At 67.8% G+C, this 23,542-nt stretch carries 22 protein-coding genes; 7 read left to right on the plus strand and 15 right to left on the minus strand.

The genetic code is table 11. The features are described 5' to 3' along the window. Positions 1 to 52 precede the first annotated feature (52 nt). Positions 53 to 847: a hypothetical protein gene (locus AB0J95_RS00220; protein WP_364750132.1), complete on the minus strand. Its 795-nt coding sequence runs from the start codon at positions 845 to 847 to the stop codon at positions 53 to 55. After that, the gene (locus AB0J95_RS00225; RefSeq protein ID WP_364750134.1) at positions 840 to 1,529 is read right to left on the minus strand and encodes a uracil-DNA glycosylase; all 690 of its coding nucleotides are present in this window, start codon (positions 1,527 to 1,529) and stop codon (positions 840 to 842) included. The genes AB0J95_RS00220 and AB0J95_RS00225 overlap by 8 nt, the downstream gene beginning before the upstream one ends. 33 nt (positions 1,530 to 1,562) lie before the next feature. On the opposite strand from AB0J95_RS00225, the gene AB0J95_RS00230 reads away from it, so the two are divergent. Continuing rightward, complete coding sequence (locus tag AB0J95_RS00230; RefSeq protein WP_364750136.1) at positions 1,563 to 3,005, plus strand: peptidase S10; 1,443 nt, start codon at positions 1,563 to 1,565, stop codon at positions 3,003 to 3,005. Between the two features lie 93 nt (positions 3,006 to 3,098). Here AB0J95_RS00230 and AB0J95_RS00235 read toward each other — a convergent pair whose 3' ends face one another. The 12 genes from AB0J95_RS00235 to eno all read right to left on the minus strand — a co-directional run bounded on the left by AB0J95_RS00235 (position 3,099) and on the right by eno (position 16,990). Beyond that, positions 3,099 to 4,802: a S8 family serine peptidase gene (locus tag AB0J95_RS00235; protein ID WP_364750139.1), complete on the minus strand. Its 1,704-nt coding sequence runs from the start codon at positions 4,800 to 4,802 to the stop codon at positions 3,099 to 3,101. Further along, the gene (locus tag AB0J95_RS00240) at positions 4,799 to 6,526 is read right to left on the minus strand and encodes a S8 family serine peptidase (RefSeq protein WP_364750142.1); all 1,728 of its coding nucleotides are present in this window, start codon (positions 6,524 to 6,526) and stop codon (positions 4,799 to 4,801) included. The genes AB0J95_RS00235 and AB0J95_RS00240 overlap by 4 nt, the downstream gene beginning before the upstream one ends. Positions 6,527 to 6,539: 13 nt before the next feature. Next, positions 6,540 to 7,538: a dipeptide ABC transporter ATP-binding protein gene (locus AB0J95_RS00245; RefSeq protein ID WP_364750145.1), complete on the minus strand. Its 999-nt coding sequence runs from the start codon at positions 7,536 to 7,538 to the stop codon at positions 6,540 to 6,542. Beyond that, positions 7,531 to 8,556, minus strand: a complete 1,026-nt coding sequence (locus tag AB0J95_RS00250; RefSeq protein WP_364750148.1) for an ABC transporter ATP-binding protein — start codon at positions 8,554 to 8,556, stop codon at positions 7,531 to 7,533. The genes AB0J95_RS00245 and AB0J95_RS00250 overlap by 8 nt, the downstream gene beginning before the upstream one ends. 50 nt (positions 8,557 to 8,606) lie before the next feature. Further along, positions 8,607 to 9,569 carry an ABC transporter permease gene (locus AB0J95_RS00255; protein ID WP_364750151.1) on the minus strand — a complete coding sequence of 321 codons (963 nt, stop codon included), beginning with the start codon at positions 9,567 to 9,569 and terminating at the stop codon, positions 8,607 to 8,609. Continuing rightward, positions 9,562 to 10,488: an ABC transporter permease gene (locus AB0J95_RS00260; protein WP_364750154.1), complete on the minus strand. Its 927-nt coding sequence runs from the start codon at positions 10,486 to 10,488 to the stop codon at positions 9,562 to 9,564. The genes AB0J95_RS00255 and AB0J95_RS00260 overlap by 8 nt, the downstream gene beginning before the upstream one ends. 90 nt (positions 10,489 to 10,578) lie before the next feature. Then, positions 10,579 to 12,231 (minus strand): ABC transporter substrate-binding protein, encoded by a 1,653-nt coding sequence (locus AB0J95_RS00265; RefSeq protein WP_364750157.1) that lies wholly within the window; start codon positions 12,229 to 12,231, stop codon positions 10,579 to 10,581. A gap of 150 nt (positions 12,232 to 12,381) precedes the next feature. Further along, positions 12,382 to 13,326 (minus strand): Ppx/GppA phosphatase family protein, encoded by a 945-nt coding sequence (locus tag AB0J95_RS00270; RefSeq protein WP_364750160.1) that lies wholly within the window; start codon positions 13,324 to 13,326, stop codon positions 12,382 to 12,384. A gap of 9 nt (positions 13,327 to 13,335) precedes the next feature. Further along, on the minus strand, positions 13,336 to 14,547 hold the full coding sequence (locus AB0J95_RS00275; protein WP_364750163.1) for a lytic murein transglycosylase: 1,212 nt from the start codon (positions 14,545 to 14,547) through the stop codon (positions 13,336 to 13,338). A gap of 195 nt (positions 14,548 to 14,742) precedes the next feature. Further along, complete coding sequence (locus AB0J95_RS00280) at positions 14,743 to 15,270, minus strand: DUF501 domain-containing protein (protein ID WP_364753362.1); 528 nt, start codon at positions 15,268 to 15,270, stop codon at positions 14,743 to 14,745. Beyond that, positions 15,243 to 15,626: a septum formation initiator family protein gene (locus tag AB0J95_RS00285; protein WP_364753364.1), complete on the minus strand. Its 384-nt coding sequence runs from the start codon at positions 15,624 to 15,626 to the stop codon at positions 15,243 to 15,245. Before AB0J95_RS00285 ends, AB0J95_RS00280 begins: the two co-directional genes overlap by 28 nt. A gap of 77 nt (positions 15,627 to 15,703) precedes the next feature. Then, the gene (eno, locus tag AB0J95_RS00290) at positions 15,704 to 16,990 is read right to left on the minus strand and encodes a phosphopyruvate hydratase (RefSeq protein ID WP_364750166.1); all 1,287 of its coding nucleotides are present in this window, start codon (positions 16,988 to 16,990) and stop codon (positions 15,704 to 15,706) included. 188 nt (positions 16,991 to 17,178) lie between these two features. Between eno and AB0J95_RS00295 the strand changes: the two genes are divergently transcribed. Both AB0J95_RS00295 and AB0J95_RS00300 read left to right on the plus strand, forming a co-directional pair. Next, a complete protein-coding gene (locus AB0J95_RS00295; protein WP_364750168.1) occupies positions 17,179 to 17,553 on the plus strand; it encodes a tetratricopeptide repeat protein in 375 nt (124 codons plus the stop codon). A gap of 284 nt (positions 17,554 to 17,837) precedes the next feature. After that, on the plus strand, positions 17,838 to 18,260 hold the full coding sequence (locus tag AB0J95_RS00300; protein WP_364750171.1) for a hypothetical protein: 423 nt from the start codon (positions 17,838 to 17,840) through the stop codon (positions 18,258 to 18,260). Here the strand turns inward: AB0J95_RS00300 and AB0J95_RS00305 are convergent. Next, positions 18,242 to 18,952 carry a murein transglycosylase gene (locus tag AB0J95_RS00305; RefSeq protein WP_364750174.1) on the minus strand — a complete coding sequence of 237 codons (711 nt, stop codon included), beginning with the start codon at positions 18,950 to 18,952 and terminating at the stop codon, positions 18,242 to 18,244. The genes AB0J95_RS00300 and AB0J95_RS00305 overlap by 19 nt on opposite strands. Positions 18,953 to 19,167: 215 nt before the next feature. Here AB0J95_RS00305 and efeU point away from each other — a divergent pair, with 215 nt between their 5' ends. The 4 genes from efeU (at position 19,168) to AB0J95_RS00325 (ending at position 23,542) form a co-directional block, all read left to right on the plus strand. Beyond that, on the plus strand, positions 19,168 to 20,022 hold the full coding sequence (gene efeU, locus AB0J95_RS00310) for an iron uptake transporter permease EfeU (RefSeq protein WP_364750177.1): 855 nt from the start codon (positions 19,168 to 19,170) through the stop codon (positions 20,020 to 20,022). Between the two features lie 20 nt (positions 20,023 to 20,042). Next, a complete protein-coding gene (gene efeO / locus AB0J95_RS00315) occupies positions 20,043 to 21,143 on the plus strand; it encodes an iron uptake system protein EfeO (RefSeq protein WP_364750180.1) in 1,101 nt (366 codons plus the stop codon). After that, positions 21,140 to 22,384 (plus strand): iron uptake transporter deferrochelatase/peroxidase subunit, encoded by a 1,245-nt coding sequence (efeB, locus tag AB0J95_RS00320; protein WP_364750183.1) that lies wholly within the window; start codon positions 21,140 to 21,142, stop codon positions 22,382 to 22,384. The genes efeO and efeB overlap by 4 nt, the downstream gene beginning before the upstream one ends. A gap of 102 nt (positions 22,385 to 22,486) precedes the next feature. Beyond that, a complete protein-coding gene (locus AB0J95_RS00325) occupies positions 22,487 to 23,542 on the plus strand; it encodes a DUF4185 domain-containing protein (protein ID WP_364750186.1) in 1,056 nt (351 codons plus the stop codon).

Here is a 23,542-nt window from a genome sequence, read left to right on the forward strand (position 1 = left end):
CCACCGAGCATGCCTCATCCACCCCGGAACAACCGCAACAATTACGCAGCGCTCAGCTGTCCTGCGCAGGCCTCGAGCCCAGCGCCCGGGCGCGGTCGACGAGGGTGCGCAGGCCGTCGGTGAGGTGCCATTCGGGGCAGGTGACCTTGCATTTCTCCAGGTGGTCGGGGTAGCGGTCGGCCCAGGTCCCGACCTGCCAGCCGGGCCACGCGAGTTTGTCCGGCAGCCCGCAGAAGGCGTCCATGGTCCACAGGCCGATGGTCTTCGCCGGGATGTCGATGTGCACGCCGGACCGCGGCAGGTCGCACTCGGTGACCTTGGCGTCCTCCGGCAGGAGGTCGACGCATTCGGGGCCGAGGGCGAGAACCTCGTCGATGGCCGGCCGCACGGCGTACGCGTCGATCTCGCCGGACTCGCGGACCACGCTGACCAGCTGGTCGGGGTCGTCTTCGGCGGCGGCCGGGTCGATGACGCTGTGCTCGGTGCGGACCTCGGCGCGGTCCAGGCCGAGGTAGGCGAGCAGGTCGGCGAGGCCGTCGTAGGCCCAGCGGACCTCCCACTCCGGCCAGGTGTGCGCCAGCGTGGTCAGCAGAGCGGCCCGGTGCGCGTAGCCGGTGGTGTGGGTGGTGAAGAACAGCAGGACCTTGTGCGGCTGGTCGACCAGGACGGCGGACTCGCACCAGACGTCGTCCGACCACTGTTCGGTCTTCTGCTGCTCACGGATCCGGCGCAACGCCGAGGCCGGACCGGCGGCCAGGTCGAGGTCGAGCTCCGCCGCCCGCGACCCTGCCGCGTACCGCTGCCAGCCGTAGTCGTCGAGCAGGACATATACCGCGCGCTCAGGCATCGGCCGCTCTCCTCAGCACCGACTCGACCATCGCCGGGGTCAGCTTGCCGGTGAACGTGTTCTGCTGGCTGACGTGGTAGCAGCCGAACAGCCGCAGGTCACGGCCGCCATCGGTGGCCGTGAGCGTCACTTCCACACCGTGGCCGAACTTGGGCCGGGGCATCGGTACCTCCCAGAACGCCAGCGCGGGCAGCAACGCCTGCCAGCCGAACGCGCCGAGCACGACTATCGATCGCAGGGTCGGGCGCAGCAGCTCCAGCTCCCGCACCAGCCACGGCTTGCAGGTGTCCCGCTCGCCCGGCGTGGGTTTGTTGGCCGGCGGCGCGCACTTCACCGGCGAGGTGATGCGCACACCGTAGAGCTCCAGGCCGTCGCCGATGTGGGTCGCCGTCGGCTGGGACGCCAGGCCGACCTCGTACATCGCCGCGTAGAGGAAGTCGCCGGACCGGTCGCCGGTGAACATCCGGCCGGTCCGGTTCGCCCCGTGCGCGGCGGGCGCGAGACCGACGATCGCCAGGTGCGCGTCCGCCGGGCCGAACCCGGGCACCGGGCGGCCCCAGTAGACCTGGTCGCGGAAGGCCGCACGCTTCTCCCTGGCCACCTGCTCACGCCAGCTGACCAGGCGCGGGCAGGCCCGGCACGAGGTCACGGCCAGGTCGAGTTCGGCGAGGGTCTCCGGCATGGTTGACGATTGTCCACCACATAGAGTTCGGCCATGGCAGATGATCAGGAGCAGCCGCGGAAAGCCGAGCCCACGGACGACATCGTCACGTCCAGTCACACCCTCGGCGACCTGGCGTACACAGCCAGTGCCGGCCGCGTCGTCCTGCGGCACGAGGTGCTCACCGACGGCAAGTTCGACGGGCACATCGCCAAGGCCGAGGTGTTCGTCACCACCTACACCCTCGACGGCGCCGACCCGGCCACCCGGCCGGTGACGTTCGCGTTCAACGGCGGCCCCGGCTCCTCCAGCGTCTGGTTGCACCTGGGCGTGTTCGGGCCCCGCCGGGTCGTCATGGGCGACGCGGGCAACCTGGCCTCCCCGCCCTACTCCCTCGTGGACAACCCCGAGTCCCTGCTCAAGGTGACCGACCTGGTGTTCATCGACCCGGTGTCGACCGGGTACTCCCGGGCCGTCAAGGGCGAGAAGCCCGGCGACTACCACGGGTTCAAAGCCGACCTCGAGTCGGTCGGCGAGATCATCCGGCTGTGGACATCCAGGCACGGACGGTGGCTCTCGCCGAAGTTCCTCGCCGGGGAGTCCTACGGCACCCTGCGCGCGGCGGGCCTCGCCGACCATCTACAGACCCAGCACGGGATGTACCTCAACGGGGTCATGCTGATCTCGTCCATTCTGGACTACGGCACGGTGGACTTCTCGGAGGGCAACGACCTCCCGTACGTGCTGTACCTACCCACCTACGCTGCCATTGCGCACTACCACGGGTTGCACGGCTCACGCCCCTTGAACGAGGTCCTGACCGAGGCGGAGGAATTCGCCTCCCGCGACTACCTGATGGCCCTGGAACGCGGGTCCCGGCTGACCGATCGTCAGTCCATTGTAGACCGAATTGCGACACTGACCGGTCTGTCCGCCGACTACGTGGACCGGGTCGACCTGCGGATCGAGCACGTCCGGTTCTTCACCGAACTGCTGCGGTCCCGGCGTCAGGTCGCCGGCCGGCTGGACGGCCGTTTCCTTGGCTGGGAAGAGGACTACGCACGGGAGCGGTTCGCGGAGGACCCTTCCTACTCGGCGATCCTCGGCCCGTTCACCGCGGCACTCAACCACTACGTGCGCTCAGAACTGAACTACCACAACGACCTCCCGTACGAGATCCTCACCGGCAACGTGCACCCCTGGTCCTTCAAGGAGTTCGAGAACGCCACCGTCACGGTAGCCAGCAAACTCGCCTCCGCCATGCGCGCGAACACCCACCTCAAGGTCCACGTCGCCTCCGGCTACACCGACGGCGCCACGCCGTACTACGCGGCCGAGCATGTGCTGGCGCACTTGCCAATCCCCGCTGAACTCCGGGCGAACATCGAGACGAAGTACTACGAAGCGGGCCACATGATGTACATCCACGAGCCATCCCGCATCCAGCAATCCGCCGACCTCACCGCCTTCATCGCGGCATCCATCCCCTCGCCTTAATGCCCCCAGCCCATCGCGGCGCCTAGTAGGCACCCACGCCCAGACATGCCAGAGGCCCTTCCCCACCCGGGAAAGGGCCTCTGCCGAGAAAACTTACTTCAGGAACTCGGCTCCACGAGTAACCGCGGCCCAAGCGTCAACAGCGCCATGACCGTAGAACCCGTTGAAGTCCAAAGTGCCCTCACAGGTCGCGGTGTAGCTCGCGTCGCGACCCTCCTTGAGGTAATCCACCGTCCGCGGCGTCGGGCACGGGATCTTCGCGGCCGTGCCCTCGAGGACGCGCTCGACCTTGTCCGGGTCCATGGAGACCTTGTTGCCGCTGTACTTGCCGTACTGGCTCACGATCAGCGCCGCCACACCGGTCGCGTGCGGCGAGGCCATCGAGGTGCCCTGCAGCGGGCGGTACACGGCGGGGACGCCGTCCTTGTTCAGCACCTTCACACCGGCAGCGACACCGTCGGGGGTCACGTTGCCGGCCGCGTCGACGAGACCCTCGGTCTGCGCGACGTTCAGCGGGTAGGTGGACAGGATCTCGTTGTCCAGGCTGCGGAACCACGGGGTGCCGAAGCCGTCCCGGAAGTACCCGCCCGGGGCGGACACCGAGATGTTCTCCAGGCCGTAGGTCGAGTAGTCGGCCTTGGCCTGCGACGGGCCGAACGAGGACACGTTGATCACGTGCGGGCCCTCGGACGGCATCGACAGGCAGGTGCTGTTGTCGACGGTCCGGGTGTGCGCGGTGTTGGCCGGGTAGTCCGGGCTGGTGGCGTCCGGCTGCGGCTTGCCGCTGTCGGTGTGCTCGTTGCCGTACGCGGACATCAGGGTGACGCCCTTGCGGTGCGCGTAGTTCAGCGCGCGGATCATCGCGGTCTTGATGGTCCGCTGCTGCGCCTGCTGCTCCGGGGTGTCGGCCGGGTTGTTGTCGCAGTTGTACAGCCACGGGTCCACATAGAACGACATGTTGACCACGTCGAGGCCCGCGTCACCGGCGTAGGTCAGCGCGTCCACCGTCGGCTGCAGGAAGAAGAACCCGCTGTCCTGGCCGGCGCGGACGTTGACGATCGTCACGCCCGGGGCCACACCCGAAAGGCCGAACCCGTTGGCCGCCGCGGCGATGATGCCGGCGACGTGCGTGCCGTGACCACCGTTGTCCACATCGGACGGGTCGACGCAGCCGCGGTACTCACACGGGCCGTCCACTTCCTGGCCCAGCTCGTCGAACGGGATGTCCCGGGTGAAGTTGCGGGACAGCGCCTTGTCGAAGTTCGGCTTGATGTCCGGGTGGCTGCCGTCCACACCGGTGTCAATGATGCCGACCTTGACCCGCTTGTCACCGGGCTGCTTGGTGCGCGCCAGGTCCGACCGCACGGACTTGAGGCCCCACTGGCCGTCGTCCAGCGGGTCGTTGCCGACCGGCTTGGCCGCCTTGTTCTTGTCGGCCTTGCCGATGCCTTCCTTCTCCACCTTGTTGCGGTCCGGCGTCACCTTGCCGTTCGGCGCCTTGCCCACGGAACGCGAACGCGCGGCCGAGAACACCGCACGGGACTGGGACATCCGCTGGGTGAAACCGTTCTCCGGCGCGGAGACGGTCAGCAGGCCGACCTCGTCGTTGCGCTTCACCACGGTGCCGCCGGCGGCGCGAACGGCCTGAGCGGCGGCCTCGGCGCCGTTCTCCGAGGCGGCCAGAACGTTGTACTCCACTGTCTTGCCGGACAGGGCCGGGGCCGCCGCGGCGGTCGGGACGACCGCCAGCGTCAGCAGCAACGGCAACGCCGAAGCCGCGATCAGTGTCTTCCTCACAGGAACTCTGCTCCCCTCGTCACGGCAGCGTAGGCATCCACCTGGCCGTGTCCGTAGAAACCGTTGAACTGCACATCGCCCTCGCAGGTCGCGGTGAAGGACGCGTCGCGTCCTTCCTTGAGGTAGTCGACCGTACGCGGTGTGGGGCACGGTGTCTTGAAAGCCGTACCCTCAATAACTTTTTGCACCCGATCGGGGTTCATCGTTACTTGGCCACCGGAGTATTTCCCGTACTGGCTGACAATCAGCGCAGCCACCCCGGCGGCGTGCGGCGAGGCCATCGAGGTTCCCTGCAGCCACTGGTAGAAGCCGACCGTACCGTCCGGTTTGGTCGCCTTCTGGATACCGGCCGTCACGCCGGCCGGCGTGATGTTGCCGGCCGCGTCGATGAGCCCGGCCGCCAGCGCCACGTTGCGGGGCATTGTGGACAGGATCTCGTTCTCCAGCGTTCGGTACCACCGAGTACCGAAACCGTCACGGAAGAAGCCACCCGGCGCGGACACCGAGATCTGCTCCAGGCCGTAGTTCGAGTAGTCGGCCTTCTTACCGGTCGGGCCGAGCGCCGACACACCGATGCTGTGCGGGCCCTCGATCGGCAGCGACAGGCAGGTCGCGTTGTCGATCTGGCGCGGATGCGCTGTCCCGGCCGGGAAGTTGGGGCTGGACGCGTCGGGCTGCGGAGCACCGAGGTCGGAGTGCTGGTTGCCCAGCGACACGACCTGGGTAACGCCGTGCTGGTACGCGTAGTTCATCGCCCGGAAGGTCGCGGTCTTGATGGTTCGCTGCTGCGCCTGTTGTTCCGGGGTGTCGGCCGGGTTGTTGTCGCAGTTGTACAGCCACGGGTCGGTGAAGAACGACATGTTCACCACGTCCAGGCCCGCGTCACCGGAGTACGTCATCGCGTCCACAACGGACTGCAGGAAGAACGTGCCGGAGTCCTGGCCGCCGCGGATGCTGACGATCGTCACGCCCGGGGCCACACCGGAAACACCGAAACCGTCGGCGGCCGCGGCGATCGTGCCGGCCACGTGCGTGCCGTGCCCGTTGTCGTCCCAGTCCGACGGGTCGACGCAGCCACGGAACTCACAAGGCCCGTCGAACACCTGGCCCAGCTCGTCGAACGGCATGTCACGGACGAAGTTGCGGGACAGCGCCTTGTCGAAGTTCGGCTTGATGTCCGGGTGGTTGCCGTCCACGCCGGTGTCCAGGATCCCGACCTTGACCCGCTTGTCGCCGATGGTCCTGGTGCGCGCGAGGTCCGCGCGGACCGACGTCAGACCCCAGAGCTTGTCGTCCAACGGGTCCATACCAGCGGTCTTGGCCGCCTTTTGTTGGCCCGCCGGTGCTTTGTTCGATGCGCCGGCGCCCTCCTTCTCCACGGCGTCGGGGCGTGGAGCGGGGGCCGCCTTGGGCGCGTAGCCGACCGGGCGGGTCCGGGAAGCCGCGAAGACTCCCCGTGACCGGCTGACACGCTCGGTGAAACCCTTCTCCGGGGCCGAGACGGTGATCAGGCCGACGGCCTTGTTGCTGGCGACAACGGTTCCCCCGGCGGCACGGGCGGCGGCCTCGATGGCGGCGGTGCCGCTCGCGTCCGAGGCCAGGACGCTGTACTCGACGGTCTTGCCGGACAGTGCGGGTAACGCCGACGCGGCGGGTGCCGCGACCGCGGTGAGCGTGGCGTACAGCGGTAACACCGCTACCGCCAACGCGGTCTTACGTCTCACGAACACTCCTTTGCTACGGAACGACGACCTGCGCCTCCGCGAAGTGGCAGGCGCTCGGGTGCCCCGCCACCCGGGTGATCAGCTCTGGTTCGTGCTCTGCGCAGACATCCTGCGCCTTCCAGCACCTCGTGCGGAACCGACATCCGGAGGGTGGATTGACCGGACTGGGTACGTCGCCCGCCAGCCGGATGACCTCCCTACGGCCACGTAGCTGCGGATCCGGCACCGGAACGGCGGAAAGCAGCGCCTGGGTATACGGATGTGAGGGCTGGCGGTAAATTTCGTCCTCGGTGCCGATTTCGACAACCTTGCCCAGGTACATCACCGCGACCCGGTCGGACAGGTGCCGGACCACCGACAGGTCGTGCGCGATGAACACATAGGACAGACCCAGGTCCCGCTGCAGCTCGCCGAGCAGGTTCATCACCTGGGCCTGAATCGACACGTCCAATGCGGACACCGGCTCGTCGCAGACGATCACCTTGGGCCGCAGGGCAAGCGCGCGGGCGATGCCGATCCGCTGGCGCTGCCCGCCGGAGAACTGGTGCGGGTAGCGGTTGATGTGCTCCGGGTTGAGGCCGACCAGGTCCAGCAGCTCGCGCACCTTGCCCTCGCGGGACCCCTTGGGCGCCACCTCGGGGTGGATCTCGAACGGCTCACCGATGATGTCGCCGACGGTCATCCGCGGGTTGAGCGAGGTGTACGGGTCCTGCAGCACGATCTGGATGTCGCGGCGCAGCTTGCGCAGCTCGGCGCCCTTGAGCGCGAACATGTCCCGGCCCTCGAACCGGGCGGTGCCCGCGGTCGGCGGCTCCAGGCGCATCAGCACCTGAGCCAGAGTGGACTTCCCGCAGCCGGATTCGCCCACCACGCCGAGGGTCTCGCCCTTGTAGAGGTCGAACGAGACCCCGTCGACCGCCTTCACCTGCCCGATCGTGCGTTTGAACAGCACGCCGACCCGGACCGGGAAGTGCTTGACCAGGTCGCGCACCTCGAGAATGGCCTCAGCCATGGCGGACCAGCTCCTCCGCGAAGTGACAGGCAGAGAACCGGTCGCCCGGCAGCCGCCGGAACTCCGGAACGTCCTTTGTGCACACGTCCCGCGCCCGCGCGCACCTGGGATGGAACGGGCAGCCGGATGGGATTCTGGCCAGGCTCGGCGGCAGGCCCTTGATCGCGGTCAGCTCCTGGCCCTTGAGGTCCAGCCGTGGCAAGGAAGCCAGCAGCGCCTCGGTGTAGGGGTGCCGGGGTTCCCGGAACAGGGCGAAGACGTCGGCCTGCTCAACGATCCGGCCCGCGTACATCACCGCGATCCGGTCGGCCACCTCGGCGACCACCCCCAGGTCGTGCGTGATCAGGATCAGGCCCATGTCCCGTTCCCGCTGGATGTCCCGCAGCAGGTCCATGATCTGCGCCTGCACGGTCACGTCCAGCGCGGTGGTCGGCTCGTCCGCGATCAGCAGCTCCGGGTCCAGCGCCAGCGACATCGCGATCATCGCGCGTTGCCGCATCCCGCCGGAGAACTCGTGCGGGTAGCTCTTGACCCGGCCCTTGGCGTTCGGGATCTTCACCAGGTCCAGCAGCTCGATCGCGCGCTTGCGGGCCTCGGCGCGGCTCATCCCCCGCCGCACCCGCAGCTGTTCCTCGATCTGGAACCCGACCGTGAACACCGGGTTCAACGCCGAAAGCGCGTCCTGGAAGATCATCGCGATGCCGTCGCCACGGACCTCCATCCGCCGTGAAGGCCGTGCTGCTAACAGGTTCTCACCGTGGAACCGGACCTCGCCGCCCAGGACGACCGCGGGCGGCACGTCCAGGATGCCCATGATCGTCTGAGCGGTGACGCTCTTGCCGGAACCCGACTCGCCCAGCACCGCCAGCGTCTCACCCGCCTCGACGTAGTATGAGACTCCATTGAGGACACTCGCAACACCGTCGCGAGTGCGGAACTCCACCCGCAGGTCCTCGACCTCCAGCAAGGGGCCGGTCTTTCGCTCGGCAACGAACTCGCCCTGCTCCCCGTCGTACACTGCTTCGATGCTCGATCCCGCAAGCGGATCTTCGGGAGACATTGACGCTCCTACCGTGACTTCGGGTCGAGGGCGTCGCGGACAGCGTCGCCGAGCATGACGAAGGCCAACACGGTGATGGTCACCAGACCGGCCGGGAACAACAGCTCGTGCGGTGAGGTCTGCACGTAGTCCTTGCCATCGTTGATCATCACGCCCCAGGACACGACCGGCGGCCGGATCCCGATGCCCAGGTACGCCAGGGTCGCCTCAGCCGCGATGAACGCGCCCAACGCGATGGTGGCGTACACGAGAACAGGCGCAACGGTGTTGGGCAGCATGTGCCGGAAGATGATCCGCCGGGTGCTCGCGCCCAGCGCCCTCGCGGCCTTCACGTAGTCCAGCTGTCTGGCCACGATCGTCGCCGACCGCATGATCCGCATGGACACCGGCCAGGACAGCACCGCGATCGACACCACGACCTGGATGACGATCCTCGCCTCGCTCGGCGTGGTGCCCGGCGGGTTGAGCGTGGTCAGGATGACGATCGCGCCGAGGATGAACGGCAGGCCCGCGAAGATGTCGCCGAACCGGGAGATGAACGAGTCGGTCAGCCGCCCGTAGAACCCGGCGATGATGCCCATCAACGATCCGATGAGGACAGTCAGGACCGTCGCCAGCAGGCCGACTATCAGCGTCGCCCGAGCGCCGTGCATCGCCCGCGCCCAGATGTCGTAGCCCTGGAACGAGTATCCGAACCAGGCGTCCGCGGACGGTGGCTCGGACTGGTGGTTCAGGTCGTTGAAGTCGGCCGGCCGCGAGGTGAACAGACCGGGGAAGAACGCCATCAGCACCACCAGCAGGATGATCACGCTGGAGACGTAGAACATCGGCTTGCGCCGCAGCTGGGCCCACGCGTCACCCCACAGGCTGCGTGGTTTTCGTTGCTGCAGCGCCGAATCGTCCGCAGTCGCCAGGTCGGCCACCTCGGCCGCGGCGAAGGTCTCCAGTCCGGGGGTACCGGGGTCAGTCATAGCGGATCCTCGGGTCGAGAACGGCGTACAGCAGGTCCACGATCAGGCTCATGGTGAGATACACCAGCACCAGCAGGGTCACCACAGTCGTGACCAGGAAGCCTTCCTTCTCAGCCACATTGCGGAAGATCAGCCCGCCGATGCCGTTGATGTTGAACACACCCTCGGTGACCACCGCGCCACCCATCAGGTTGCCGATATCGGTACCCAGAAAGGTGATCACCGGAATCGCCGAGTTCCGCAGCAGGTGCACGCCGACCACCCGCCGCTGCGGCTGTCCTTTCGCGACAGCCGTCCGGACGAAGTCGGCATGCCGGTTCTCGGTGACCGAGGTCCGCGTCAGCCTTGTCACGTAAGCCATTGAGACACTGCCCAGGACGAACCCCGGCACGATCAGCTCACCGAACGTGGCATCCGACGACACCGTGGGGTCGATGATCCCCCACTCCACGCCGAGCACGATCTGCAGGATCGACCCGGTCACGAAGACCGGCAGGGAGATCAGGAAAAGCGTGGCGACCAGCACCAGGTTGTCCAGGAAACCCCGGCCCTTCAACCCGGTCAGCACACCCGCGATGCCGCCGATCACGATCTGGATGGCCACCGCGACCAGCGCCAGCCGCACGGTCACCGGATAGGCGTCGCCGATCTGGTCCCCGATCGACAGCCCGTTGAACGTCTCGCCGAAGTCCCCGGTGACCAGCCGCCCGAGATAGCCGAAGTACTGCACGAAAACCGACTGGTCCAGGCCGAACTTCTCGTTCATCCCGGCGATGAACGCCGCCGGGCACTCCCGCTCCCCGCACATCCCCGCGAACGGGTCCCCGGGGATCGCCCAGACCAGCACGTACACCAGAAAAGTCGTCCCGACGAACACCGGGACGAACTGAAGAAGGCGCCGCAACAGATAGCGACCCATGGCCACTCCTAGAAAACTGGTGGGAGCGAAACCCCTCGTGAGTGGTTTTGCTCGTTCCGGCAAGCAAAACCACTCACGAGGGTCACTGGGTCACTTGGGTTCGACGGAGGCGTACTCGAGCTGGCGGCGGAAGTTCAGCTGGGCCGACTTGAGGTTCTTCGACCTGGCGCCGACGCCCTTCTCCACCCACGTCGGGATCTTCGGCATCTCGTTCACAAGCAGGTGGTGCGCCTGCTGGTAGAACTTCAACGCCTCAGCCTTGTCCGCCGTGGAGTCGCCCTTCTTCAACAGGGCGTCCACCTCGGGGTTGCTCCACTTCGAGTCGTTGGACGACGCGCCGGTGCGGAAGATCGGGTTGAGGAAGTTCTCGATCGAGGCGTAGTCCGCGCCCCAGTCCGAGCGGCCCAGACCGGTCAGCTTGCGGCCGACGATGATCTGGCGGAACTGGCCGAAGTCGGTGGCCGGCACGAAGGTGCACTCGATGCCCAGCGCGTTCTTGATGCTGTTGCAGGCCGCCTCCAGCGGCTCCTTGCGGCCACCGTCCGCATTGGACGCGATGGTCACCTTGCCGGTGAAGCCGGACTTGGCCAGCAGCTGCTTGGCCCGCACCGGGTCGTACTTGCAGAAGTCCGCGCACACGTTGGGCTCGTAGCCGTCCACGCCCGGCGGCACCCAGCCGTCGGCGGGGATGAAGGTGTCGTTGAGCACCGTCTTGGTGATCTGCTCCCGGTTGATGGCCAGCGAAAGCGCGTGCCGCAGGTCCGGGCTCTTGTACTCCGGCAGGTAGTCCGGCACCGAGAGGGCCGCGATACCGAGCAGGTTGGCCTGCAGCACCTGGTCCTTCAGGTCGGTCTTGTACTTGCCGCCCGCCTTGGCCGACGGCGGCAGCGCCTCCATGAAGTCCAGCTTGTCCGACAGCAGGTCCTTGTACGCGGCCTCCTGCGACGAGTAGATCTTGATCACCAGGGTCTTGAACTTGACCTTCTTGCTGGCGTCCGGGTAGTCGTCGTTGCGGGTCATCCGGATCTCGGAGTTCGGCGTGAACGAGACGAACTTCAGCGGCCCGTTGCCGATCGGGTTCTTGGCGAACTCGTCCGGGGTCATCGTGAAGAACTTGTCCGGCAGCGGGGCGAACACCCGGTAGCCGATCTTCTGGTCCCACACCGAGGACGGCGCGGACAGGGTGGCGGTGAACTCGTAGTCGTTCACGATCTTCAGGCCGGACATGGTCTTCTGCGCCGGGGTGGCCGGTTTCTGCGGTCCGTCCGGGCCGTCCGGGTCCTCGGTGAAGACCTGGTCGAAGCCCTCGATCTGGGCGAAGAAGTCGGACGCCAGCTGCGCGTTGGGCCCGTAGGCGGCGAAGTTCCAGGCGTCGACGAAGTTCTTCGCCTTGACCTCGGTGCCGTCGTGGAACTTCCAGCCCTTCTTGATCTTGATGTCGAAGGTCTTGGAGTCGCTGGTGGTGATCGACTCGGCCACCAGGTTGTACGGCTTGCCGTCCTCCGGCCGCAGCCCGACCAGCCCGGAGTAGAGGCCCTCGATGAACTTCGCGGCACCGGCGTCGGTGGCGTTGGCCGGCAGCATGTTGGTCTGCGGCTGGGTGCCGTAGATCGACACGGTGGCGTCACTGTTGCCGGAGGTGGTGGGCCCACTGCCGGTGTCCTTGTTGCCACCGCCGCATCCCGTGAGCGCCACCGATAACGCCAGTGGCATCGCCACGAGCGCAGCCTTGCGTGTCCGCATGTGACTCCCTCTCGATTGCCCCCAGCTCCCGCATGGTGAGAGGACGTTAACTTGGGCACCGAGGTCCTTGGAGTTACAAACCAGTCACGATGTTGGGCATTTACTCCGGTTGGTCCAGTTCGAAAGTTGCGTTCTTCGGCCAAACCAGTGTCACAGCTGGGACAGCGCGATCCCGTCGAGGATGTCGTGCTCGCTGATGACCAGCTCGCCGATGCCGCTCAGGTGCCGGCCGACGACGTCGATGACCAACGAACCGCCGCCGATCACGTCCACCCGGCCGGGGTGCATGACGGGGATCGCCGCGCGCTCGTCGTGGTTGAGCGACAACAGGTTCTTGGTGATCTCGGCCAGCCGGTCCATCGACACCCGGGACAGGTGGATGGCGTCCGAGTCGTACTCCGGCAGATCGAGGGCGATGCCGCCGATCGTCGTCGCCGTCCCGGCCACGCCGACCCACGTACGCGCCTCGGCGACGGGCACCACGGCGAACGCGTCGGCGAGGACCTGCTCGGCCATCTCCGTTGCCGCGGCGATCTCCTCGGCCGTCGGCGGGTCGCTGCGCAGGCACCGCTCGGTGATCCGCACACAGCCGACGTCCACAGACTTCGCCGCGCTGGGAGAAGCCGTCACGCCGTCCCATGTGCCCAGCACGAGTTCCGTCGAGCCACCACCGACGTCCATCACGAGGAACGGGCCGTCCTCGGGCTCCAGGTCGCCCACCGCGCCGGTGAACGACAGCCGCGCCTCCTCGTCGCCGGTGATCACCTCGGCGGGCTGGCCGAGCACGGCCGTCGTCATGCCGAAGAAGTCGTCCCGGTTGCTGGCGTCCCGGGTCGCCGACGTGGCCACCATCCGCACGCTCTCCGCGCCCTTGCGGCGCAGGATCGCGGTGTAGTCGACCAGCGCGACCCTCGTGCGCTCCAACGCCTCGGGCGCCAGCCGGCCGGTCGCGTCCACGCCCTGGCCGAGCCGCACGACCCGCTGTTCGCGGTGCACGTCCCGCAACCAGGACGTGCCATCGTCGCGTTTGGTCACATCCGCCACGAGCAGGCGGATGGAGTTCGTTCCACAGTCGATCGCGGCAACCCTTGGCATGCCGTCAATCTACTTGCAGTCGCCCTCGCCCACCGCTGCCGCGTTCGCACCCGCACCTGATGGGGTGTTGCCCGCCGACGCACCGCTCGAACCGGTCCCCGAGCCCGACGGCTGGTCGCTCGCCGGCGGGGCCGGCGTGGTCGTCGTCGGAGTGCACGACGGGGACGGCGGCGTTGTCGTGGTTGTCGTCGTCGTGGTGGTAGTCGTCGTTGTCGTCGTGGTGGTGCTCGTGGGCGGGCTACCGGGAATCGTCACCGTTGTGCTCGTCGTGGCACCGCCACCGCCGCCAGGGGTCTGCTGTGGCTGCGTCGTCGTCGTTGTCGTCGGCGTCACCGGGAACGACGGGTTGTTGTTCACCGGGGTCTGGCCCGCGTACGGGTCCGGGTTCGTCGTGCCGGTGCCCGGCGGGATCGACGTCACGTTGCCGGACGCGTAGGCCTCGGCCCAGATCAGCACGGTCCGCACGTAGCTCTCGGAGTGGTTGTAGCGGAACACAGCGATCCCGCGCTGCTGCGCGTTGCTCATGTCCAGGCCACCCGAGCACAGGTACTTCGCCGCGGTCGCCGTCGAGTCGTAGAAGTTGTTCGGGTTGGTGGCGCCATCGTGGTTGCCGTCGGTGGCGTACTGCTTGAACGTCGCCGGGATGAACTGCATCGGGCCGACCGCACGGTCCCACTGGGTGTCGCCGTCCATCGCACCACCGTCGGAGTCCGGCACCGCGGCGAACCCGGCGCCGTTGAGCACCGGCCCGAGGATCTTGTTGATCGTGTCGCCCCGGCTGTTCACCTGGCCGCCGTGGCCGTGGTTGGACTCGATCCGGCCGATACTCGCCAGCAGCGACCAGTGCATGTGGCAGTTCGGCATGAGCGCGTTGATGACGTCCGCGCCCTTCTTGTAGGCGTCCATCGCCGTACTGGGGATGTCGAGCACACCGCTCGGGGTGAGGATCGGGTCGCCGGTCGAGGCCAGCGCGTTCGGGTCGCCCGCGATCCGCAGCAGCTCGTCGGACAGCTGGTCGACGTCGGGCATCTGCCCGGTCGCGCCCAGGTCGTCCAGCTCGATGCCGAAGAACCCGCGGCCGAGGCCGTTGTTCACCGGGACGAGGGGCTTGGCCTCAGCGGTGATCCAGCCGAACGCGGTGTCGCCGGCCAGCGCGGCCGGCACCAGCAAGAGCGCGGCGATGACCGCCGCCACGCCTCGCTTGCGCCGTAAGAAGCGCAACACCTTACGTCGGGCAGCCCTGTTCAGCGGTGCTGACAACGACACGGACCCGGCCTCCCCGGCTCTCTCGGCTGTGCTCGTCCTGCATCCTGCGACCTGTGGTGGTCCGGTTCCCTAGCGTGCCCTATCGGCGCGTACTTTTCACGGGTCTTTAGTCCGTTCATCGCAACATCTCAGGAACCTGACAGTTACGGTTCACCCCTTGTCAGCCGCGTGACAATCTCCGGCGGGCCACTCGTCCGCGATCATCGCCAGGGTCTCGTCGCCGAACGGGTTCACCCCAGGTCCGCAGGCCAGGGCATGTGCCAGGTGGACGTGCAGGCACTTCACCCGGCCCGGCATGCCACCCGCGCTGACCTCGGTGCCGAGTGACTCGATTTCGTCACGCTGCGCAAGGTACGTGACGTGCGCCTTCCGGTACGCCTCGGCCAGATCCGGATCGGTTTCCAGCCGGGCGGTCATCTCTTTCATCACTCCACGTGCTTCGAGGGTACTGCAGAGTGACGTCAGGCGGGGACAGGTGAGGTAGTAGAGGGTCGGGAACGGGGTGCCGTCCTCCAGCCGCGGCGAGGTCTGCACGACCGCGGGGTGACCACTGGGGCAACGGGCGGCGACGGCGCGCAAAGCGCGCGGCGGGCGGCCCAGCTGGGCGGCGATGACCTCGCGGTCCTCGTCGGTGACTGCTTCGAACTCCACTAGCGACTTTCCACGACAGAGTCCCAGAGGCTCTGGAACCACGGCTGCTCCGGCCCCGGGGCCTGGGCCTGCTGGCGGCCCGGCTGCGTGCCGGCGTCCCCGGGCAGCTGCACCATATAAGGCGTCTCCCCCGGCATGACGTACCGCAGGCGGCGGCGGGCCTCGGCCTGGATCTGGGCTGGGTCGGCGAGCTGGGCCTTGCGCTCCTCCAGCTGCTGGACCTGCGCACGCAGCTCGGCCTGGCGCTTCTCCTGGTTGGCCACGTCGTCCCGCTGCGAGAGGTAGGTCTGCAGCGGGACGGCGATGGACAACGCGAGCGCAGTCACCACGGTGGCGAGCACCGCGGCCCGCCTCGTGGTGGTGATACCGGCGAGCCTGGCCATGAACCGGCCACGCCGGGACGCGGGCCGCCTGCGTGGGGCTGCCCGCTCCGGGCGGTCTTCGTCGCCGGTATCAGTCATCAGCTCTCAGGGTTGAACCGCGGGAACGCGAGGTCCCCGGCGTAGCGGGCCGCGTCGCCGAGGGTCTCCTCGATGCGCAGCAGCTGGTTGTACTTGGCGACCCGCTCGCTGCGGGCCGGCGCGCCGGTCTTGATCTGGCCGACACCGGTGGCCACCGCCAGGTCGGCGATGGTGGTGTCCTCCGTCTCACCCGACCTGTGGCTCATCATGCTCTTGTAGCCGAAGGAAGTCGCGAGCGACACGGCGTCGAGGGTCTCGGAGAGCGTGCCGATCTGGTTCACCTTGACCAGCAGCGCGTTGGCCGCGCGGCGGGAGATGCCCTCCTCCAGGCGCTCCGGGTTGGTGACGAACAGGTCGTCGCCGACCAGCTGCACCCGCTCGCCCAGCTCGGCGGTCATCCGCACCCAGCCGTCCCAGTCGTCCTCGGACAGCGGGTCCTCGATCGACACCAGCGGGTAGGCGTCGACCAGCTCCTTGTAGTACGCCGACATCTGCTCGGCGCTGCGCTTCTGGCCCTCGAAGGTGTAGGCGCCGTCGTCGAAGAACTCGGTCGCGGCCACGTCCAGGGCGAGCGCGATCTCCCGGCCGGGGCGGTACCCGGCCTTCTCGATCGCGACCAGGATCAGGTCCAGCGCCTCGCGGTTGTTGCCCAGGCTCGGGGCGAACCCGCCCTCGTCACCGAGGCCGGTGGCCAGGCCGCGGCTCTTGAGCACCGACTTCAGCGAGTGGTAGACCTCCGCGCCCCAGCGCAGCGCCTCCCGGAAGGAGTCCGCGCCGATCGGGGCGATCATGAACTCCTGGATGTCCACGTCGGTGTCGGCGTGCGCGCCACCGTTGAGGATGTTGAGCATCGGCACCGGCAGCACGTGCGCGTTCGGCCCGCCGATGTAGCGGAACAGCTCCAGCCCGCTGGACTCCGCGGCCGCCTTGGCCACCGCGAGCGACACGCCCAGGATGGCGTTCGCGCCCAGCCGGGACTTGTCCGGCGTGCCGTCCAGGTCGACCAGCTTCTGGTCGACCACCCGCTGCTCGACGGCCTCGATACCGGTCAGCTCCGGGCCGATCGTGTCGAGGACCGCGGTCACCGCCTTCTCGACACCCTTGCCGAGGTACCGGTTGGTGTCACCGTCCCGCAGCTCAACCGCCTCGTGCTCACCCGTCGACGCGCCCGACGGGACGGCCGCGCGGGCCAAGGTGCCGTCGTCCAGCGCGACTTCCACCTCCACGGTGGGGTTGCCGCGCGAGTCCAGGATCTCGCGTGCGCCGACCTGCTCGATGACCGCCACTGGTTTCCCTCCCAGCTCATGCTCTAGTCCGCGCCCAGCCTAGCCGTGCCCCGCTGAGCACCCGCTGAAAGGCACGCGGTCGCCCGGCCCGGCCCAACACCAGGCAAACCGCAGGTGACGGCTTTCTCCGAATCTTGATCAGTGAGAATGGCCGCTCGGCCCCGGCGCTGTCGTAAAGTGGAGTGTCTATGAGCGACATGGTCCAGGCGTTCCGGCAGGCAGAGCTGCTCGTCGCCATGCGCAGGCCGCTGGACGCGCTGGCGGCCCTCGCCCCGGTCCTCGAAGCCGAACCGGACAAACCAAGTGTCCAGCTGCTGGCCGGTCGTGCGTACCTCGGCTCGGCCCAGCTGCGCCGCGCGGAGGCGGCCTTCCGGCGGGTGATCGAACTCGACCCCACGGACCACTACGCGCACTTCGCTCTGGGGCGGGCGTTGCAGCGGCAGAGCAGGTTCGTCGAGGCACGCCTTCAGCTGAAGCTCGCCACGGCGATGAACCCCGTGCCCGAGTACCACGAAGCCCTCAGCGAAGTGAACGCCCGCATCGCCCTCAACGGCGACTCCTGACCCGCGTGTCCCCCGTTCCTCCAGGCCGTGTCCCCCGTTCGTCCGCGGTGTGTCCCCCGTTCCTCCGGGGATCCGTTGGGGTGTCGAACATCTGCGCGGTGGTCCGCCCCACAGTCCATAAACGACATTCGGCACCGCCGCCAACAGGATCGTGCCCAGCAGCGCGCCGATGCCGATCACGTCGCGTTCCGGGTTCCACTGCGGCTCGGTCAGGAATGCCCAGCCGTACCAGTCGAACGTGCGGCTGGAGTCAGACTGGGCGGGCCAGGCAATAACGTATGCGCATGATCGAGGACGAGTTCGACGAGGACGTGTTGGCCGAGCGCTTCGGCCCCACTCCGACGGCTGACCAGCTGCCGGAAATCCGTGCCCTGCTGGCGGCTGAGACCGCTCGCGGCATGGCGGCCAACACGCTGGCCATGAAGCTGTGGTGCACGTACCTGTTCCTGAACGGCTCCCCCGCGGACACGCTGCTCGTCTGGCAGGCCAAGGAGTCCGGGTTCGACGCGAGCATCTCCATCGACGGGCAACTGTTGCTGGGGGCGGGAATCGACGCGACGGTCGAGTACCTGACGGCGAGCGGCGACGAAGCGGCCCCCGCCGCACTGGCCTACATCCGGGAGTTCGCGGCCTCCGCGGACAGCGAGGACTTCACGCCAGAGCAGCAAGCCCAGTGGTACCGCGGCTACTACGGCTGGCGGGCGTAGGCGTCCTGGCCGTCGAACACGGCCTGCGCGTACTCCACTGAACTGTTGTATTTCAGGACCGCGGCCCACCAGCCCGCCGGGCTGCTCAGGTCTCCGCCGGTGGCACAGAGGTACCGGGCCGCCGTGAGGGCCGAGTCGTCCATGTTCTGCGGGTCCGGCGGCGCGCCGTCACCGTTGGCCCGCACGGCCCACTTCTTCCACGTGGCCGGCAGGAACTGCATCGGGCCCACCGCGCGGTCCCAGGTGTTGTCACCGTCCATCGCGCCCTTGTCGGTGTCCTGGATGGCCCGCACCCGCGCGGACCCGTCCAGCGGCACGCCGATGATCGGCTTGGACAGGGTGCCGTCGTCCAGCACCGTGGCGCCGCCGTAGCGGCCGTGCCTGGACTCCTTGCGGCCGATCCCGGCCAGCATGGTCCACGAGATCTTGCACTTGGGCGTGGTCGCCCGTGTCTTGACTTCGGCCTGCGCGTACGCCTGCAGGGCTCGTTGCGGGATGTCCATCTTGTCGGCCATCGCCGGAATCGCGTTGAGGTCCACGGGTTTCGCGGCGAACGGCACCCCGGCCCTCGGCTCCGCGCTGAGCGCCGGGATCGGGAAGTCCGGCTTGCGCGGCGGGGTGCCGCTCGTGTTGCGCAACACGAGGAAGACCGCCACGACCGCGCCACAGAGCAACCCGATGATCAACACCATGGCTCGGCCACGGCGGCGGGGCGGGGCGGGCGAGGGCGGCGATGGTGCGACTGGCGGCGAGGAAGACATCACGGCCAGGTTACGCATCTTCGCCGGGCGACGGCGGAAACGGGACTTATCCGGCCATCTGAGGGACCCGACTGGACATCAGAGGGGAGGCTTACCTAAATTCAATCGAGCCTAACCTAAGTAGCCGATGCGTGTAAGGACCTGCCGTGCTCTTCAGTAACGCCCTGTTGGGGCTCCGCGAAGGATTCGAAGCGGCACTGGTCGTCAGCATTCTGGTCGCGTTCCTGGTCAAGACCGGGAAACGGGACGCGCTGAAATGGGTCTGGACCGGCGTCGGCGCCGCCGTGCTGCTCTCCGTGACGATCGGAGCAGTGCTCACCTACGGCACCGAGAGCCTGACGTTCGAGACGCAGGAACTGGTCGGCGGCTCGCTTTCCATCCTGGCGGTCGCCCTGGTGACCGGAATGATCTTCTGGATGCGCGCCACGGCCCGCACGATCGCCGCCGAGCTGCGCGGCAAGCTGTCCGACGCGGTCGGCCTCGGCCCGCTCGCTGTGATCGTCGTCGCATTCCTGTCCGTCGGCCGTGAGGGCCTGGAGACCGCGGTGTTCTTCTACGCCGCCGTACAAACCGCGGGCGGCGGCACGACCCAGCCACTGATCGGGTTCGTCACCGGCATCCTGGTCGCCGTCATCCTCGGTTTCCTGCTGTACAAGGGCGCGGTCCGGCTCAACCTGACCAAGTTCTTCAAGATCACCGGCGTGCTGCTGATCCTCGTCGCCGCCGGGGTGCTCGGCTACGGGCTGCACGACCTGCAGGAGGCCCGGTTCCTGCCCGGTCTGACCACGCTGGCGTTCGACCTGTCCGGGCCGGTCCCCGAGGACTCGTGGTACGGCACGTTGCTCAAGGGGATCTTCAACTACTCCCAGCAGACCACCGTGCTGCAGGCGATCGCCTGGGTCGCCTACGTCGCCGTGGTGCTGACGTTGTTCCTGTGGCCCCGCAAGGGGGCACCGGTCGAGAAAAACACTGTCAAGCCGATTCCCGTGAGGTCCTCGTGAAGGTTCGCGCCGCACTCTATGTGGCTCCGTTAGTCCTGCTCGCCGCCTGCAGCGGGTCCAAGGACACCCCCGCCGCGGCGGGCGGGCCGATCACGGTGGAGGCCAGCGACGACGCCTGCAAGGTGGCGCGCAACACCGCGGACGCCGGCAACATCACCTTCGAGGTGTCCAACAAGGGCTCCAAGGTCACCGAGTTCTACCTCTACGGCGAGGGCGACCGGATCATGGGCGAGGTGGAGAACATCGGCCCCGGCCTGACCCGGCGGCTGATCGTCGAGGTGGCCGAGGCGGGCAAGTTCCAGACCGCGTGCAAGCCGGGCATGAAGGGCGACGGCATCCGCGGTGACTTCACCGTCGCGGGCGGCGCGGCCAAGGCCGCCGACGCGAACGCGCAGCTCGGCGAGGCCACCAAGAGCTACCAGCGGTACGTCAACTCGCAGGTGGACTCGCTGGAGACCAAGACGACCGAGTTCGTCAACGCGGTCAAGGCGGGCAAGGTCGACGAGGCCAAGGCGCTCTACCCGGTGGCGCGGATCTACTGGGAGCGCATCGAACCGGTGGCCGAGAGCTTCGGCGACATCGACCCGAAGATCGACTCGCGCGAGCCGGACCTGGAGCCGGGCCAGCAGTTCACCGGGTTCCACCGGCTGGAGAAGGACCTGTGGGTGTCCGGCCTGCAGGCCGACTCGCCGCAGATCGCCGACCAGCTGCTGGCCGACGTGAAGGACCTGGTGGGCAAGGCCAAGGCGGTCGAGCTGACCCCGGTGCAGCTGGCCAACGGCGCCAAGGAGCTGCTCGACGAGGTGGCCACCGGCAAGATCACCGGCGAGGAGGACCAGTACTCGCACACCGACCTGTACGACTTCCGCTCCAATGTGGACGGCTCGCAGGCGGCGGTGGCGGCGCTGCGGCCGGTGATCGACGGCAAGGACAAGGCACTGGGCACCACCCTGGACCAGAAGTTCGCCGCGGTCGACGCCCTGCTGGAGAAGCAGCGCAAGGGTGACGGGTTCAAGGCCTACACCGAGCTGACCCAGGACGAGATCAAGGAACTGGCCGCCGCGGTCGACGCGCTGGGCGAGCCGGTGAGCAAGGTCGCCGAAGTGGTGTCGGCGAAATGACCGTCTCACGGCGTGGCCTGCTCGGACTGGCCGGCGCGGGCGCGGCCGGGGTGGCCGCCGGTGTCGTCGGCGACCGGCTGCTTGCCCCGGGCCCGCAGATCGAGACCGTTTCCGCTGCGGCCCAGTCGGTTCCGTTCTATGGGGCACAGCAGGCCGGGATCATCACACCCGCCCAGGACCGGATGCACTTCGTCGCGTTCGATGTGACCACAAAGGACCGTGGCGAGCTGGTCTCGTTGCTGCGCCAGTGGTCCGACGCGGCAGCGCGGATGACCGACGGCATGGAGGCCGCCGACCGGGGCGCGGTCGGCGGACACCCGGACGCGCCGCCGGCCGACACCGGTGAGGCACTCGGCCTGCCCGCGTCGGCGCTGACGTTGACCATCGGGTTCGGACCGTCGCTGTTCGACTCGCGGTTCGGGCTCAGCTCGTTGCGGCCACCGGCGTTGATCGACCTGCCCGCGTTCCCCGGGGACAACCTCGACCCGCGCCGGACCGGCGGGGACATCTGCGTTCAGGCCTGTGCCAACGATCCGCAGGTGGCCGTGCACGCGATCCGCAACCTGGTGCGGATCGGGTTCGGCAAGGTCGCGGTTCGCTGGTCCCAGCTGGGTTTCGGGCGCACCTCGTCGACATCCCGGTCGCAGGCAACGCCTCGCAACCTGTTCGGGTTCAAGGACGGCACCCGCAACCTCAAAGCCGAGGACACCCAACTGCTGCAGGACCACGTCTGGGTCGCGCCCGGCGACGGCCCGGACTGGATGACCGGCGGCACGTACATGGTGGCCCGCCGGATCCGGATGCACATCGAGATCTGGGACCGGACCTCGCTGGCCGAGCAGGAAGGCATCGTCGGCCGCACCAAGGGCGTCGGCGCCCCGCTGGGCCAGGTGGACGAGTTCGACGAGCCCGACCTGCACGTCCGCGGCGCCGGTGGCCTGCCCACCATCCCGGACGACAGCCACATCCGGCTGGCGTCAGCGGAAAACCTGAACGGGGTGCGCATCCTGCGGCGTGGCTACAACTTCACGGACGGTTCGGATGGTCTGGGCCACCTGGACGCCGGGCTGTTCTTCATCGGTTTCAACCGGGACACCCGGTCGCACTTCGTCCCGATGCAACACGCCCTGTCCAGCAAGGACAAGATGATGGAGTACCTCGAGCACACCGGCTCGGGCCACTTCGCCGTCCCGCCGGGCCTCAAGCAGGGCGAGCACTGGGGCGAGGCACTGTTCGCGTAGTGCTTGATCGACAGCTCGACCCGCTGCCAAGATCGATGGCACGTGGGGGACTTTCCAACTCTGGGTCTCCCGCGTGCCAACCGATCGACCAAAAGGAGCAGCGTGGTAACGCGAAGAGGCTTACTTGTCGGCGCGGGTGGAACACTTCTGGGGCTGGGACTGGGGACCACACGGGCTTTCGCCGCCGACGAGCTCGGCGTCACGGAGATAGCCAGGCTTACCGCCGGTAAAGGCGCTTTGAACCCCACCGACACCCGCTGGGGCGTGTTCGGTGCCGATCTGGGGCACACTTTCTTACACCGCGGGAAGATCGCCATGGTGTTCGGCGACACCCTGGGCGGGCCGGCGGCGGACGACTTCTGGTCCGTCCCGCACGAGGACTGGCGCAGCAACACCATGGGCTGGATCACCCCGCCGTACTCGCCGGCTCGCGGCCTGGTGTTATCCAGCATGGTGACCGACAAACCCGGTCACGCCAAGGAGTTACTGGCGTCCAAGAAGGTCGACAACGACGAGCAGACCGTCATCCCGACCTTCGGCGCGTCGGTCAACGACACGATGTACCTGCACTACATGTCGGTGAAGCACTGGGGCCAGCCGGGCCACTGGGACCTGAACCACTCGGGTCTGGCCTACTCAGACGACCAAGGCCAGACCTGGACCAAGGATCCGGGCCTGATGTGGCCGGCGGACAGCAACTTCGGCCAGGTGGCCATCGTCGAATCCTTTGGACACCAGTATTTCTTCGGGATTCCCGGTGGCCGCTACGGCGGTGTCCAGCTGGCCCGCGTGCGTTCGTACCGCTTCTCGGACTTCTCGGCCTACGAGTACTGGAACGGAACCCGCTGGACGCCGTCCCGCGCGGACGCGGCGACCATCGTGCCGCCGAACGTCGGTGAGCTGTCCGTGCGGTGGAACTCCTACTACCGCCGCTGGGTGATGATGTACCTGGACGACCCCAACGGGTTGATCCTGCTGCGCACGGCGTCCCAGCTGACCGGCCCGTGGTCGGAGCCGCAGGTGGTCACCACCTCGAAGACGTACCCGTCGCTCTACGCGCCCTACATCCTTCCCTTGTGGAACGACGGGCCGGACATCTACTTCACGATGTCGGTCTTCTCCACCTACGGCGTCTTCCTGCTCAAGACCCGGCTATAG

Source organism: Actinocrispum sp. NPDC049592 (assembly GCF_040675465.1).
Lineage (GTDB): Bacteria > Actinomycetota > Actinomycetes > Mycobacteriales > Pseudonocardiaceae > Kibdelosporangium.